This window comes from Naasia sp. SYSU D00948 (genome assembly GCF_017916515.1).
In the GTDB taxonomy this organism is placed as follows: Bacteria; Actinomycetota; Actinomycetes; order Actinomycetales; family Microbacteriaceae; genus Naasia.
Window position 1 is genome coordinate 2,926,698 of record NZ_JAFMTA010000001.1, and the last position, 14,576, is coordinate 2,941,273.

Annotated in this window: 17 protein-coding genes; 6 read left to right on the forward strand and 11 right to left on the reverse strand. The window is 71.6% G+C overall.

The features are described from left to right. Positions 1 to 9: 9 nt before the first annotated feature. Positions 10 to 1,413, reverse strand: a complete 1,404-nt coding sequence (locus tag J3P30_RS13625) for an FAD-binding oxidoreductase (RefSeq protein WP_210481549.1) — start codon at positions 1,411 to 1,413, stop codon at positions 10 to 12. Continuing rightward, complete coding sequence (locus tag J3P30_RS13630; RefSeq protein ID WP_210481550.1) at positions 1,385 to 2,101, reverse strand: YafY family protein; 717 nt, start codon at positions 2,099 to 2,101, stop codon at positions 1,385 to 1,387. Before J3P30_RS13630 ends, J3P30_RS13625 begins: the two co-directional genes overlap by 29 nt. A 104-nt stretch (positions 2,102 to 2,205) precedes the next feature. On the opposite strand from J3P30_RS13630, the gene J3P30_RS13635 reads away from it, so the two are divergent. Continuing rightward, on the forward strand, positions 2,206 to 2,463 hold the full coding sequence (locus J3P30_RS13635) for a hypothetical protein (RefSeq protein ID WP_210481551.1): 258 nt from the start codon (positions 2,206 to 2,208) through the stop codon (positions 2,461 to 2,463). A 101-nt stretch (positions 2,464 to 2,564) separates the two neighbouring features. Here the strand turns inward: J3P30_RS13635 and J3P30_RS13640 are convergent, their stop codons facing one another. From J3P30_RS13640 to J3P30_RS13655, 4 genes are all read right to left on the reverse strand, one after another. Then, on the reverse strand, positions 2,565 to 3,296 hold the full coding sequence (locus J3P30_RS13640) for a DUF2071 domain-containing protein (protein ID WP_307807509.1): 732 nt from the start codon (positions 3,294 to 3,296) through the stop codon (positions 2,565 to 2,567). Between the two features lie 43 nt (positions 3,297 to 3,339). Beyond that, on the reverse strand, positions 3,340 to 4,740 hold the full coding sequence (locus J3P30_RS13645; RefSeq protein ID WP_210481553.1) for an APC family permease: 1,401 nt from the start codon (positions 4,738 to 4,740) through the stop codon (positions 3,340 to 3,342). Positions 4,741 to 4,888: 148 nt separating this feature from the next. Continuing rightward, entirely contained in the window at positions 4,889 to 5,458 is a 570-nt protein-coding gene (locus J3P30_RS13650; protein WP_210481554.1) for a DUF488 family protein, read from the reverse strand. Positions 5,459 to 5,462: 4 nt separating this feature from the next. Beyond that, a complete protein-coding gene (locus J3P30_RS13655; protein ID WP_210481555.1) occupies positions 5,463 to 6,644 on the reverse strand; it encodes a hypothetical protein in 1,182 nt (393 codons plus the stop codon). Between the two features lie 59 nt (positions 6,645 to 6,703). Here J3P30_RS13655 and J3P30_RS13660 point away from each other — a divergent pair, with 59 nt between their 5' ends. Both J3P30_RS13660 and J3P30_RS13665 read left to right on the forward strand, forming a co-directional pair. Continuing rightward, entirely contained in the window at positions 6,704 to 7,318 is a 615-nt protein-coding gene (locus tag J3P30_RS13660) for a pyridoxamine 5'-phosphate oxidase family protein (RefSeq protein WP_307807510.1), read from the forward strand. 77 nt (positions 7,319 to 7,395) lie between these two features. After that, positions 7,396 to 7,725, forward strand: coding sequence for a hypothetical protein (locus J3P30_RS13665; protein WP_210481557.1), 330 nt, complete (start codon positions 7,396 to 7,398; stop codon positions 7,723 to 7,725). Positions 7,726 to 7,850: 125 nt separating this feature from the next. On the opposite strand, the gene J3P30_RS15660 is transcribed toward J3P30_RS13665, so the two are convergent. Further along, positions 7,851 to 8,453 (reverse strand): thermonuclease family protein, encoded by a 603-nt coding sequence (locus J3P30_RS15660; protein ID WP_210481558.1) that lies wholly within the window; start codon positions 8,451 to 8,453, stop codon positions 7,851 to 7,853. A gap of 121 nt (positions 8,454 to 8,574) precedes the next feature. Beyond that, a complete protein-coding gene (locus J3P30_RS13675; RefSeq protein WP_210481559.1) occupies positions 8,575 to 9,978 on the reverse strand; it encodes an FAD-binding oxidoreductase in 1,404 nt (467 codons plus the stop codon). A gap of 246 nt (positions 9,979 to 10,224) precedes the next feature. Between J3P30_RS13675 and J3P30_RS13680 the strand changes: the two genes are divergently transcribed. Then, on the forward strand, positions 10,225 to 10,809 hold the full coding sequence (locus tag J3P30_RS13680; protein ID WP_210481560.1) for an HhH-GPD-type base excision DNA repair protein: 585 nt from the start codon (positions 10,225 to 10,227) through the stop codon (positions 10,807 to 10,809). 69 nt (positions 10,810 to 10,878) lie between these two features. On the opposite strand, the gene J3P30_RS13685 is transcribed toward J3P30_RS13680, so the two are convergent. Further along, positions 10,879 to 11,448 carry a DUF4190 domain-containing protein gene (locus tag J3P30_RS13685; RefSeq protein WP_210481561.1) on the reverse strand — a complete coding sequence of 190 codons (570 nt, stop codon included), beginning with the start codon at positions 11,446 to 11,448 and terminating at the stop codon, positions 10,879 to 10,881. Positions 11,449 to 11,563: 115 nt separating this feature from the next. Then, complete coding sequence (locus tag J3P30_RS13690) at positions 11,564 to 12,055, reverse strand: GNAT family N-acetyltransferase (RefSeq protein ID WP_210481562.1); 492 nt, start codon at positions 12,053 to 12,055, stop codon at positions 11,564 to 11,566. 296 nt (positions 12,056 to 12,351) lie between these two features. On the opposite strand from J3P30_RS13690, the gene J3P30_RS13695 reads away from it, so the two are divergent. Continuing rightward, a complete protein-coding gene (locus J3P30_RS13695) occupies positions 12,352 to 13,092 on the forward strand; it encodes an HNH endonuclease family protein (protein ID WP_307807511.1) in 741 nt (246 codons plus the stop codon). A 133-nt stretch (positions 13,093 to 13,225) separates the two neighbouring features. On the opposite strand, the gene J3P30_RS13700 is transcribed toward J3P30_RS13695, so the two are convergent. Continuing rightward, positions 13,226 to 14,242: a DUF429 domain-containing protein gene (locus tag J3P30_RS13700; protein WP_246852779.1), complete on the reverse strand. Its 1,017-nt coding sequence runs from the start codon at positions 14,240 to 14,242 to the stop codon at positions 13,226 to 13,228. Positions 14,243 to 14,304: 62 nt separating this feature from the next. Between J3P30_RS13700 and J3P30_RS13705 the strand changes: the two genes are divergently transcribed. After that, a complete protein-coding gene (locus J3P30_RS13705) occupies positions 14,305 to 14,562 on the forward strand; it encodes a glutaredoxin family protein (RefSeq protein ID WP_374058556.1) in 258 nt (85 codons plus the stop codon). The last annotated feature ends 14 nt before the right edge of the window (positions 14,563 to 14,576 follow it).

A 14,576-nucleotide genomic window follows, 5' to 3' on the forward strand; every position in this document is an offset into this window, starting at 1 on the left:
GGTGACTGCTCAGGAGGACAGGGCGAGCGCCTCCCGCATCGGCCGCGCGGCCCGGATCACCGACTTGGGGTCGTAGGTGGCCGAGAGGGTGACGAGCCGGGTCAGGGTCTCGCGGTCGTAGGTGCGGGCGACATCCTCGGGCTTGCCGCTGGGCGCCCAGTTCGGCATCGCGTGGCCGGTGCTCCAGGGCGCGAGCGCGCCCCCGATCTGCTCGGCGTTCGCCACCGTCGCCTCAGCGCCCGGACCCGCCTTGATGCCGATCGTGAGGAACGTATACGCGCTGTCGCGATAGGAGAGCGCGCCGGCGTTCTCCGGGAACCGCGCCACCGCGCCGCCCAGCTGCCGGACCTCGACGATCACCTGCGGGCAGTCCGCGGCGGGGCCGACGAGCGGGAGGAGCGCGTCCACGGTGTCCGGACCGAACTCACGGAGCAGGGCGGCGTGCTCGTGCACCGGCATGGGGTCGACGGGATCCGCGTGGACGAGGCCGATCATCGTGTACGGCATGACGCCGACCTGGCCGAAGATCGGCGCGGCCACGGCCGCCATCGGCGCGAACACCTGCTCGCCCTCGGCGGGGTCGCCGGTCCACACGAAGCGGACGGTCACCGACATGCGCCCGGCCAGGGGCGGCGGCACGAACGGCGCGTCGGGGAGCCGGAGGATCGCGATGGAGGTGGTCGCCTGTTCGGGCAGGGTGAGGCACCACTCGGCCCAGGTCCGCATGACCGCTGCGGTGTCGGCGCCGTCGAAGAAGAGGGCGCCGCCGTAGATGGTGGGCTGGCGCACCAGGTCGAACTCGATCGCCGTGATGATGCCGAGCGCGCCCTTGCCACCGCGCAGCGCCCAGAACAGCGCCGGGTTGTCGGTGGCGGTCGCGCGATGGAGCTCGCCGTCACCGGTCACCACCTCGATCGCCCGAACGTAGTCGGCGGAGACGCCGTAGGTGCGGGCGAGGGGGCCGATGCCGCCGCCGGTCAGGTAGCCGACCACGCCGACGTCGGGGGCGGATCCGGCGAGCGGTGCAAGCCCGTACGGGGCGGCGGCCTCAATGACCTGCGCCCACTTCACGCCGGCGCCGACGCGGGCCCAGCCCTCGGGGTGCACGGTGAGCTCGTCGAGCCGGTTCGTGCGGAGGAGCAGCACGTTCTCGAGTGCCTCGAAGGCGCCGTGCCCGGTGGCGCGGACGCCGACCTCGAGCCCGTGCTCGTTCGCGAACCTGATCGCCGCGACGACGTCATCGGCGGTCTCCGCCTCCAGCACGGCGGCGGGGAAGGAGGCGACGGCGACGTTCCAGGGCATGGCGGCGACCAGGTACTCCTCGGTTCCAGGGAGGTGGACGGGGCCGGCGACGCGGTCAGCGAGCTGGGCGAGGGGGCTGGATTCAGTGAGATCCGAGTCGGTGAGAGTCATGGGGTCGGTCCTTCGGGTCGGTGTGGGATCGAGTGCACATCGAGTGTGTCGAGGGGCGCTTGCCGGGTTCTTGCCGTCCGCCAGGAGGGCTTGGAGGCGACTTGGCGCCACGCCAGTGCGGGGACTTGGAGGGGTACTGCGGCTCGATCTCGCGGTCCGTGAGGGTGCGCTGCTGATCCTCGTAGCGGATCGTCACGAGGCGCCGGTTCGGGAATCCGTCGAGCAGCGGTCCGGTGACGCGGTCCGGCGGGGTCGCATACGTCGTGAGGACCTGAGCGGACGCGGGAGAGCCGACGAGGATCCGGGAGCGGACGCCACGAATGCGCCGCGCCTGCGCCGGCGCGAAGGACGTGGCGACCTTCCGCGCGATCGACCTCGTGTCGCCGAGCAGGATCGGCGAGCCCACCTTCTCGGCGATGGTGAGGCCGATCAGCAGCCCGATGGCCTCCGACTCGCTGAGGTGGACCCGGCCGAGCGACCAGCCGTGCTCCAGGCGCAGCCCGCCGCCGCGTCCCCGGTCACTGTCGATCGGCACTCCGATGTTCCGCAGGAAGGCGAGGTCGCGGCGGACCGTGCGGACGCTCACCCCGAGCTCAGCCGCGAGCTCGGGGGCGGTCGTGGTGTCCCGATCGGCGAGCAGGCCCTTGAGTGTCTCGAGCCGCGCCGCCTGTCCACGCTCCTCAGCCACGGAACAAATGTGACAGTCGCCGACACGTTTGCCCATAGCGTGCCGGGCACAGGAAGGGAGGCGCCATGCAGATCGCACTGTCACCGTTCACACTTCGGCCCGGGGTGACCGAGGCGGCCCTGCTCGACGCGTCCGCCGAGTTCGAGACCGGGTTCGTGCAGAAGCAGGACGGGATCGTCCGGCGCGTGCTCGTGCGGGACGGGGCCGGCGGCTACGCCGACCTGGTGTTCTTCGAGAGCGCCGAGGCGATGGAGAAGGTCATCGAGGCGGAGCAGGACGACGAGGTGTGCGCACGGTTCTCGTCGATCATGGTCGACGGCGGGGAGTACCGGGTGTTCGAGGTGCTGCGGACGTACGAGTGACGGCTGTCCCGGCGCAGGAGCGAGCGAGGGCGCCGCTGCTCTTCGGTGCGAACGCCGAGGACGGGTCGCCGGTCCGTCGCCGGACTCCGGGATTCGGCGGCTCAAGCGACCGGAATCGGCCGGCTGAAGACGGTGTCGACGCCGCGCGAGTAGAGGGCGGAGTCGGGCGGCCGCGACGCCAGGTCGGGGAAGCCCGCGGCCGCGAGCAGGTCGTCGTCGAGGTGCAGCAGCTCCGCTCGCTGGAGCGGCCACGGCCGATGGCTGTTCGGTCCGAAGCAGGTGTTGCCAAGGTGCCGCTGGTGGAAGCCCCAGCGGGCGGTGAGGAAGTCGGCGAGCGGATCGGCGGTGACCGCCTCATCGAGGACGCGGGCGATCACGTGCGAGGACGGCCCGTTCCGCGAGTGGCGGCGCGACCGGTACGCGATCCGGTCGCCGCGACGCTCCATCCGCATCCCTGCCCAGCGGTACGGCAGACCGAACACCGCCCGCGCCGTGAGCACCGGCACCAGGTGCGCCGCATCGAGGGAGGCGAAGACGACGCCGCGGCGGCCGGTCTCGTCGACGGAGTACAGGCGCACGTTCGTCTCGGGGAAGGTGCCGAGCCAGGGGATAGGCGGGCCGGGCGGGATGCGCGTGCGGGACAGCAGGAACGGGATCAGCCCGACCCACGCGGCGCCGTCGAAGACGTCGGGACGTGTCCCCTCGGGCAGGAGCGGCGCGACCCGGGCCGGGTCTACCCGCCAGTGCAGGAACGTGATGTCACTCCAGCGCTGCCCGATGATCGGGCGGCCCGGCAGCGGCGGTGGAACGGGGGAGATCGACGACGGTGTCACGGGCGGGAGGGCTCGGGCCGGGTCGCGGAGGCGACGTTCTCGGTCACCGCTCGGAGATGTCCTCCCGCTCATCTCCAGGAGTGATCTCCGCCGCCGACGCCGGCTCCTGCTTCCGCGAGAACTGCGCGACGAAGAACAGGATCGTCCCGACGACGACGTAGCCGGCGGAGCCGAGCCAGGCGATGCCGGTCTGCTGGGTGAGCAGGACGACCGCCGCGATGATCGCGAGGACGGGGACGACCTTCGGCACGTTGAAGTGGTCGTGGTTGACGCGATCCTTCTTCAGCACCAGCACGCTGACGCTCGCGGAGATGAAGACGAGCAGCAGCAGGAGCACCGTCGTCTCGGCGAGCGTGCCGACGTCGCCGAACACGGCCAGAACCATCGTCGCGCCCCCGATGACGAGGATCGACACCCACGGCGTGCGGCGGTTCGGCAGCACCCGCCCGAAGGCGGTGGGCAGCAGTCGGGCCTCCGCGAGTCCGTACGCGACGCGGCTCGCCATCACCATGAACAGCAGGGCGCCGTTCGCGATCGCGACGAGGGCGATGAGGCTGAACAGCCAGCCCGGGATGCCGACGCCGCTCGCCCGGACCACGTCGAGCAGGGGGCCGCTCGATTCGGCGAGGTCGCCCGGCGGCACCGCGATGACGGCGCCGAGCGCGATGAGGAGGTACACCACCGCGGCCGTGCAGAGAGCGGCGAACAGCGCGCGCGGGTACACCTTCGACGGGTTGCGCACCTCCTCGGCCATGTTCGCGGCGGCCTCGAAGCCGAGGAAGGAGAAGAACGCGACAATGGATGCCGCGAAGGCGCCCTCGAGCGGGCCCACGTTGGGAGTGAACTCGAGCACGCGAGCCGGGTCGCCTCCGCCCGCGCCGAGGAGGACGGCCGCGCAGAAGATCACGATTACGAGCCCGGTCACCTCGATCACGGACGCCACCAGGTTGGCGGTGAGCGACTCGCGGACGCCCCAGAGGTTGATGAGCATGAGGATGGCGATGAACACGACGGCGGTCGGACCCGCCGGCAGGGGCAGGACCGCGGCCAGGTAGTCGCCGGCGAACGCGTTGGCGAGGGCCGCGGCAGTCGTGATCCCGGAGGCCATCATCAGGAACCCGACGAGGAAGGACACGTACGGAACCTTGAACGCCCGCTCGGCGTACCGGGCGGCGCCGCCCGCGTGCGGATACTTGGTGATCAGCTCCGCGTAGGTTCCCGCCGTGAGGAGGGCCGCGACGAGCGCGATCAGCAGCGGCAGCCAGATGACCCCGCCGACGTCGGCGGCCATCGTGCCGACGAGGGTGTAGATGCCTGCGCCCAGGGTGTCGCCGACGATGAAGGCGAACAAAAGGGGGCCGGTGACGACCCTCTTCAGATGGCCGATCCCCTTCACCGGGATCGCGCCGGCCGTCGCGCCCGATGCGCTTGCCGCGCTGCTCATTGGACTACTCCAGGCGCAGCCCCGGATCGGTGCAACGGGTTGACGCGCCCCAGCATGCAGTGGGGGCGGGACGCACGCTGCCGCTTGAGAGCCGACGTCGCTGACCCAGCCGGATCTCTCTGGAGGGCGGCGGAGGCGGGAGGCGGCGTCAGCTGGAGGGACCCGTGTCCGGCGTATCGGACGGGAGCTCCGGCGGATAGGTGATGCGCATCCCGTTGACCCGGGCGAAGGAGTGCAGGGCGTGCGGGCGGGCGGCCGCGGCGGACATGATGTGCAGCACCGGCGCGGACCGCACCAGCAGGGCGTCCGCGATCAGCGAGCGGTGGCAGCGCCAGGGCACCGCCTCGGCGCACATGATCGCCGTGCGCCGTGCGCGCGCCCGCGTGAGCAGAGCGTCGACCGCGTCCGCGAACTGCTCCGTCTGCATGTAGTCGGCGTAGCCGCGGAAGGAGTCGTTGCGCCAGCCGCCGTTCGGGCTGTCCGGACGCGGGTGGCGGAGGCCGCCGAGCGCCGGCATGCGCTCGTACCCGATGCCGGCGGCGGGCAGGCTCTCCGCGAGCGCGTCGGCGTTGAACTGCGGGTTGTGGCGGGACTTGGGCACAGTCCGCACGTCGACGAGCAGTTCGACGCCGTACGCGCGGATGATGTCGGCGAACTCCTCGATCGGGTGCGTGGAGTGACCGATCGTGAGGACCGCGAGCCCGGCGCCGGCGTCCATCGGGTCACTCGCTGAGGAACGGCGGCAGCCCGAAGATCGGCACGAGGAAGGTGTTGTAGACCCACCACGCGACGATCAGCCCGACGCCGATGATCGCGAGCCAGTTCGTGCGCCGCTGCAGCCGCCGGCCGGGCTCCGCGACGACGTTGCGCATCCGGTCGCCGACCCGCTCGTCGGCGTAGCGGGCGGTCTGCCGCAGCGCCTTCGCGCCGACCGTGCCGACGATGTCGCGCATCCGCTCGTACGTGGCGGGGGCGAGCAGGTCGAACGGGGTGCGGGAGTAGACGAACATCGTGTCGTCGACGATCTCGACGTCGAAGCCGCCGACCTCGTCGATGAGCAGCGCCATGAGGTCGGGCGTGAAGACGTAGAGGGCGTCCCGCTCGTACTCCTGCGGCGCGTAGAGCGTGAAGTGCTGGTCGAAGTCGCCCTCGAGCGACAGCACCTGGTCGCGGTCGAACTGGACCGGCAGGTTGCTGGCGCGGATGCCGAGGAGGCTCCGGTCGTTGGCGCGAGCGTCGAGGAGCATGTGCGGCAGGTTCCGGTCGAGCCCGATCGCGATGTAGCCCCACCGGTGGATGGTGATCCGGTCCTGCCCCTTCCGGTTCCGCTGCACGACGATGTAGCGGTAGTTGCCGATCTCCGACCGCCGGCCGGTCGCGCTCGCGAGGCGCCGCTCCGCAGTCCGCCGCTCGCCCACCTGGAAGACGCTGCCGGGGTAGGAGATCGGCTCCTCGTGCCCGTAGGTGAGGCCGTTCGCGGACGCGAATCGGGTGAGCCGCAGCGCCGTCTCCCACCAGCGGCGCGGGAAGCCCGCGCTTCCGATCCAGCGGATCAGCGCGAACGCGGCGGCCCCGATCGCAAGGAGCCAGATCGCCGCGAAGCCGACGAAGAGGAGGTTCATCGGGAAGGGCGCACCGACCGTGTACTCGACGAGGCCGCGCACGAGCGACGGCAGGTCCGGCCCGACGACGAAGAGGAGGAACAGGACGCCGAGCACCGGAACGGCGACCGGGACGAAGCGGGCGATCAGGCCGCCCATGCCGCGGCCGGTCGGATCGGGACGGTGCGCCCAGGGCGCGCCCTGCGCCTTCGACTGCCGGCGGAAGTCGTCGATCTCCTGCTTGGTCAGGGGGGCGGTGAGCGGCGAGTAGTCAGGCTGGACGATCGGCGCCTCTGCGGTCATCACTCCTCCGAGCGGCCGCGTGGAACGGCAGGATGCGCGGCGTCGCGCTCAGGGTAGCGGTGGCCACGGGTCCGCCGGGAGGACGGAGCGTCCCCTCGTCGTCCAGCCGCCTGGGAGGCTGCGGTCCTAGCGTCGCGACGACGGCCTCCGCCGTCCCGAGAGCCACGACCCGAGGAGGACTGCTGGCGACCACCGCGACGAAGGAAGAGCTCGAGCAGATCGGCAAGATCATCAAGGACGCGCGCATCGGTCTGCTGACCACGGTCAGCGAGGACGGGCGCCTCGTCAGCCGGCCACTCGCCACCGTCGAGGCCGAGTTCGACGGCGACGTCTGGTTCTTCACCTACAACGACGCCGACAAGGTGCACCAGATCCAGAGCGACAACCACGTCAACGTCGCGTACGAGTCCGGCAAGGGCTGGCTCTCGATCTCGGGTCGGGCGGAGCTCGTGCAGGACCGCGCGAAGATCGACGAGTACTGGACAGGCGGCGCTCAGGCGTGGTTCGAGAACGGCAAGGACGACCCGCGGATCGCGCTGATCAAGGTGCACGCGGAGACGGCCGAGTACTGGACGATGACCGATCCGAAGCCGGTCGCCCTGATCAAGGGCGTGAAGGCCGCGCTGACCGGCGGAACGCCCGACATCGGCGACAACAACAGGGTCGCCCTGTAGCCGGCGCTCCTGCCGAGTGTCGGTCCCCGCCGCCATAATCGGTCGCATCCCGGCCAGCGGGAGGAGGAGGCGGCTCGATGCGGGTTCCGAAGCCGTCCGAGGACACGCAGCGGCTCTTCGATGAGCTGATCGAGTCCCTCGGGCCCGACGTGAAGCGGGCGCAGATGATGGGCCGGCCGACGCTCATGACCGGCCGCACCATGGTGGCCTGCCTTAACGGCGACGTGCTGGGGATCCGGCTCGGGCGGAACACGAGCGTGTTCGCGGAGGCGCTGGACGTGGAGGGGGCGGCGGTGTTCCAGCCCGGACCCCGACACGAGTTCAAGGACTGGGTGCAGATCCCGGCCAGCAGCTCGGACGCGTGGCTGCCGTTCACGGTCGCGGCGCTGGAGGCGGCTCGGCGGTAGGAGGGAGCGCATGCGGGGCGAGTTGCGCCTCGCCGTCTCGTGGTCGCGCTGTGCGCCGGATGCGAGGGTGACGCCCCTCGACCGACTCTGAGGCTTCTCGGCCGTCGGTGCAGGGCGGGGTCCCGTCAGCCCGAGCAGGGGCCGTCCGGGTCCCAGAGGCCGCGGCTCGCGTCCTGGGCCTCCTCCATGGCGGCCTGGACGTCGGGGCGGAAACGATCGTTCTCGCCCACGGTGATCGCCTCGGCAAGCCCCGCGCGGGCGAGCTCGACACTCACGTTCCGGCCGTCCTCGGTGTAGACGGCGGCCAGCATGCGGCCGAACTCGTCCCGCGGCTCGACGTCGAAGACCAGGCGGACCTCCTCGCCGGGGGAGAGGAGGTCCTTTGCGAAGTCGGCGGCCTCCGGGCCGAGGCACTCCACCGGACGGTCCTCGGCGACCGACTCGGGCGTATCGATGTTCAGCAGCCGGATGCGCTCGCGCTCCCCGTCCACCTCGGCGACGATCGTGTCCCCGTCGACGACCCGTTCCACGACCGCCGCCGTCCCGGCGACGCCCTCGAAACCGGCCGCCGGGGACGCGGGGGAGCCCGGGGAGGACCCGTCGCCGGCGGGCGCGTCGGCGCCGCGAGCCGTGAGCGCGACCCACAGCAGCACGAGGGCGAGCGCGAGCACCAGCAGGGCGGCGCCGGTGAGCCGCGGCTTGGTCACGAGCGGGCTCCTGCGGGTCACCTCAGCGAGGGTAGCCGGGGACGCCGCGGTGCCGCCCTCCCCGGCGATCCTCGTGGGAAGGGTTCCGCTGGGGAGGGAGCACGGTGGGGGCTCGGGCCCTGAACTGGAAGGAGCCGGCGCGCTACGACTTCAGGTCGAGCGCCTCCCGGATGGCGCGGCCCGCGCGGATCACGTGCTGCGGGTCGTACTCCTCGATGAGATCGGCTAGCCGGCGCAGCGTCAGATCGTCGTAGCTGCGGGCCACCTCCTCCGCCACCATGCCGGGGGAGAAGTTCGGTAGCCCGCCGCCCGTCGCCCAGGGCGACAGCGCGTCGATGATCGCATCGCCGTTCGCGACGACGGCCTCGCCCTCCGGACCGACCGGAACGCCGATCAGCAGCACGTTGTACGGGGCGTCCCGGTGCACGAACGCGCTCGAGTGGTCCGACGCCCGGGCGATGGCTCCGCCGAGCTGGCGGACCTCGGCCATGATCTGCAGGAAGCCGGAGTCCGGCCCGGTGACCCGGAGGAGCGCCTCCGCCGTCTCGGGCGAGAACTCGCGCAGCAGGGCGTTGTTCTCCCTGAACGGGAGCGGGTCGATCGGGTCCGCATGGATCATCCCGAGCTGCGTGTACGGCATCTCGCCGATCTCGCCGAGGATCGGGGTCCCGGCGGCGAGCATCGGGGCGAACTCGCGCTCGCCGTCCGCGGGGTCGCCGACCCAGGCGAAGCGGACGGCGACCGTCAGCTTGCCGGCGAGCGGTGGCGGGACGTCCGGCATCTCCGGAAGGAGCTGGATCGCGATCGACGTCGTCGCCTGCTCGAGGAGCGAGGGACACCACTGACCCCACGTGCGGACGACGTTCGGGATGTCCTCAGCGGCGAAGTAGACCGCGCCGCCGTAGAGGGTGCGGAGGTGCACCAGCTCGGTCTCGACGGCGGTGACGATGCCGAGCGCGCCCTTGCCTCCGCGCAGCGCCCAGAAGATGTCGGGATGCTCGAGAGCGGTCACGCGGCGCAGCTCGCCGTCGCCGGTCACGACCTCGAACGCCCGGACCCGGTCGGAGGCCACGCCGTAGGTGCGGGCGACCGGGCCGATCCCGCCGCCGGTGAGGTAGCCGACGACGCCGACCCCCGGCGACGATCCGGCGAGCGGCGCGAGCCCGTGCTCGGCGGCCGCGTCGATGACGCGCTCCCACTGGACGCCGGCGCCGATCCGCGCCCAGCCGTCCGGGTGGATCGTGACCTCGTCGAAATGCCCGGTGTGGACGAGGATCGTGTTCCCGAGGTGGTTGATGATGCCGTGCCCGGTGGCACGGACGCCCACCTCGACTCCGTGGGCGGCTCCGAAGCGGACGGTGGCGACGACGTCCTCGGGCGTCTTCGCCTCGACGACCGCCATCGCGTGCGTCTCTTCGGCGAGGTTCCAGGGCGTCGCGAGGTGCCGGTAGTCGTCGGTGCCCGGCTGGTGCAGCCTGCCGGTGAGCGACGCGGCGAGCTCGTCGAGCGGAACGGAGGAGGTGGGGCTTTCAGGCGCGAGAGTCATCGGAGTCCTTCGGGTCGGCGGATCGGAGGGTCCGCGCCCGGGAGGAGCAAGCGCGCCATGGGCTCCGGTCTCGGCGGGGAGGACGCCGGGTCCGGGGTCCAAGCCGACAACGCTGGCGGCGGACGCCTCTATCGTCACTCCCTCGATGGTCGAGCGGAAGGGAAAGCCCCAGCAAGGGGGCTCGGCCGTGCTCCGGAATGCACCGTCCCGTCGGGTCCGTGCCGCCGCATCCGCGCGCCTGGGAGGATGAGCGGCATGGCCGCTGAGCTGCACATCACCGGAGATCCCGCCGCCGACGAGCTGCTGTCGGCCGATCCGCTCGCGCTGCTGATCGGGATGCTGCTCGATCAGCAGGTGCCGATGGAGACGGCGTTCGCGGGGCCGCTGAAGATTCAGGAGCGGCTGGGACGCCTCAGCGCGGACGCGATCGCGGGGGAGAGCGAGGAGCGGCTCACCGAGGTGTTCCGCACGCCGCCCGCGGTGCACCGCTTCCCGGGCTCGATGGCAGGGCGGACCCAGGCGCTGTGCGCAGCGGTCGCAGAGCACTGGGACGGCGACGCGGCGGCGATCTGGACGCGCGACGACCCGGACGGCGCCGAGGTGCTGCGCCGGCTCAAGGAGCTGCCGGGCTTCGGCGACCAGAAGGCGCGGATCTTCCTCGCACTGCTCGGGAAGCAGTACGGCGTCGACGTGCCGGGCTGGCAGGAGGCGGCCGGTCCGTACGGGGAGGAGGGGTCCTACCGGTCGGTCGCCGACATCGTGAACCCGGACTCGCTCACCAAGGTGCGAGAGCACAAGCGGGCGATGAAGGCGGCCGCGAAGAAGGACTGACCCGGCGGAGGCGGAGCTCCCTCCGCCGCGCCGCTCATCCCCGCCTGGAATCTCCGGCATCGGCCGCGGCTACCAGATGATGCCGTAGCCGGTGAAGTAGAGCAGGAAGTTGATCGCGGCGATGACGAGGCCGGCCATCGCGAGGCGGAATCCGCGGCCCTGGAGCTGCCGCGAGCGGTTGATGCCCAGGATGCCGAACACGATGCCGAGCACGCACGGCACGAAGCTCAGGAACAGCCCGATGAAGAACGGGATGATCCCGACCACGATGCCGACGATCGCCAGGATCAGCGACGCCACGGCGTAGCCGTTGTTCTCGGGGGGCGCGCCATAGGCGATGGTCGCCGGCCGGGGCGCGTACGGCTGCGAGGGCGCGTACTGCGGCTGCGCTGCGTCGTAGGAGGGGTACGCCGCACCCTCGTACCCGCCCTCCGGCCGCTCGGGGCGCGTGGCGTGGTACGCCGTCGTTCCCGGCTGCTGCGACGCTCCGTAGTAGTCGCCGTCCGTCTGCTGTGCCTGGTAGTGCGGATCGCCCGCAGGCTGCTGCTGCGCCTGGCCGTACGGATCTCCCGCCGGCTGCTGCGGCTGTTCCTGGCCCTGCTGCCGGCGCGGATCCTGGGATCCCGGTTCCCATGTCATGCGGGGATGGTGGCAGAGGGCCTGTTACGCGGGGGTGGCCCTTAGTCCCGTCGTCGCGGAGTGGATGACCGGGCCCGTCGGGCCCGAGAGGCGCCGTGCCGCCTCTCGGGCGCCCTCAGTCCTGCTCCGCCTCGGCGCCCTGGAGGTCCTTGCGCAGCTGCAGCGAGACGGTCTCGAAGCCGAGCGACTCGTACAGTCGCCGCGCCTCGGAGTTGAAGCCGAACACGTTGAGGCCGAGGTTGGTGCCGCCGAGCTTCCGGACCTCGTCCTCGGCGAGCAGCATCGCGGCCCGGCCGTAGCCCTTCCGCCGGTGCTCCTCGTCGATCGCGATGTCGTACACCCACCACGACTTGCCGTCAGGCACCTGCGGATGCGGCCCGATCCAGAGCGCGCCGACCGGCCGGCCGTCCGCCTCGACGTCGTAGACGAAGTGGCCCTCGAGCGGATGCCCGTCCGGGAAATAGGTCGCCATCGACCGCTCGGCGCGGGCGCGGGCCTGCTGATGCGAGTCGCCCGCCTGCTCCCGCGACTCGACGTAGTGCTCGAGCGCGAGCGTCAGCCACTCCTCGAGCCGGCCCTCGGGCATCGGTGCCAGTTCCACCGCCACCGCCTCAGCCTGGCATCGAGGGCGGAGTTCGGGAACGGGGATGGCGTGTCGCCTCGCGATCTGAAAGGGTGCGGCCGCGGATCGGTGGCACCGCCTGGCAGCGGGGCCAGCGGGTGAGCGCCGAGTGCGAACTGGGCCCGCGGGACACGCGCAGCGGCTCCCGGAGCCGCTCGCCCCCGCCGCCTAGCGTGGCGGAGGTCCACGCGCGGGACCGGGGGAGGGGTGCCGTGCGCTCGAGGAACGGTGGGGCGTCACGGCGACGCCGAGGCACGACACGTGGGCTGACGTTCGGGGCGGTGCTCGGCGCCCTGGCGGCGGTTCTCCTCGCCGCGGTCGTGATCACGGGCGGGAATCTGCCGCCGGTGCTCGCGGGTCCGGCCGATCCCTCGTCAGCGGTCACCCCGGCGCCGCCGATCGCGCCACCGGCAGCGTCCCCGAGCGCCGGGCCCTCCAGCATCCCGTCATCGAGTCTGGCGGTCGACGTGCTCGCCACCCTCGAGGTGAAGGGGCGGGCTCCGAAGACGGGGTACGACCGCGAGGAGGACTTCGGAACCGCATGGCTCGACGTCGACCGCAACGGGTGCGACACCCGCAACGACATCCTGCAGCGGGACCTCGACGGCGAGCTCCTGTCCGGTCCGTGCAAGGTGCTGAGCGGCACCCTCTCGGATCCCTTCACCGGCAGGACGATCTCCTTCGTCCGCGGCGAGGCGACGAGCTCGCTCGTGCAGATCGACCACGTCGTCGCGCTCATGGACGCCTGGCAGAAGGGCGCCCAGCAGCTGACCCAGGAGGAGCGGATCCGGTTCGCCAATGACCCCCTCAACCTGCTCGCGGTCGACGGCTCGGCCAACAGTCAGAAGGGCGACGGTGACGCCGCGACGTGGCTGCCGGCGAACCGCCCGTTCCGCTGCGAGTACGTGGCGCGGCAGGTGGCGGTCAAGGCGGCGTACCGGCTGTGGGTGACAGCTGCGGAGCGGGACGCCATCGCCCGCGTCCTCGACACGTGCCCGGGGCAAACCGTTCCCGTACCGTAGTCCCGTCAGCGCGGGGCGTGAGGCTCCGTCCGCCCTCGCGCTCAACAGGCGGCGATGTCGTTCAACAGCACGACACGCCGCCGCCGAACCTGTTCGCCGAGATTCTGCTTGGCCAGACCGCAGCCCGGTAGGTCTACGTCAGGAGACGGTCCGCCTGGACTTGAAGCGAGGCGAGGGCGGACCGAAGTGGTTCGTCCGCGTCGTCCAATTGAGCGAGTTCGAGCGTCGCCGCGGCCAGCAGCGACGTCAGGAGCTCGTGCCGCGGAGCCGGTTCGGCCGGCGGAGCTGTCACCGCCGCGTCCCGGGGCGCCCGGCGCCTCCTGACCCGATCCATCGAGTCGAGCCGCTGCTCAGGACGAGCAGGAGCGACGATCGTCGCCCGCCGTCCGTTCGAGTCGGGATCACTCGTTCGGCCTAGGACCTGTACCCGTTCGTCCCCGTGCACGTGCCAGATCGCAGCCGTCCATGCGCAAAGCACGGCGTCCAGGAGGTCCTCGCGGTGCTTGTGGTCGGTCGCGACCGGCGTGGACGGCTCGTCGAGGAGAGTGCGAGTCAGGTCGTGCGAGCGGAGGTCGACCGGTGGCACCGCGTCCGCGAGGTCGCCGACCCGCCGGATCAGCTCATCGAACTCGGTCGCTCGCTGCAGGCGTGCGTCCGGCGCCGACATGCCGGGGATGAGCCTCTTGTAGCGCGGCCGCTCGATCTCGTAGCCGAGCTCCTCCATTCCCACCAGAGTCGTGTACGGGTAGCACTCGAAGAACCCGCGGGCGTCGGGAGCGGGCGGCCGCGTCCCGTCCAGGTAGTCGAAGCCGGCCGCTTCCAGCTGTCCGCGGAGGGTCACGCCGCCGAGCCAGCCCAGGCCGGCGTTGCTGGCGTTCGCCGCCACGCGCCATCGGCCGTACGCCTGCCCGACCTCGCGCTCGCACTCGCGCATCCCGGTCGAGTTGGCGACCACGAGCGGTGCGTCGACGGCGATGATGCAGCCGGGCTTGGCCGTCTCGATGAGCCACTCCGCTACTGCCTCTATGCCTCGAAGCCACCCGGCATCGAGGATGCGCCCGCCGGAGTCGAGCACCGCGAACCCCGATTCCTTGGCCTGCCGGCCCTCCGTCCCTTCCCCCCACGCGAGGTCCACCCCGATGTACTGCATTCTTCCCCCGAGCCGACATGCCGCCCCGGGAATTGATCGGGGCCGTTGGTTGTCTTCCCCTAATGATGACTGCGAACACTGCTCCCTCCCGGATCACCATGTACGGCGCCGACTGGTGCGGCGACTGCCGCCGCTCGAAGCGGGTGCTTGACGCGCTCGGTGTCGACTACGACTATGTGGACACCGTGGAGATCGAGGACGCCGCCGACCGGGCGCGCGCCATCAGCGGACGCACGAACATCCCCGTGATCGTGTTCCCGGACGGCTCGCACCTCGTCGAGCCGAGCGACCCGGAGCTGCGGGAGAAGCTGGCCGCCTGACCGAGGAGGCGCGG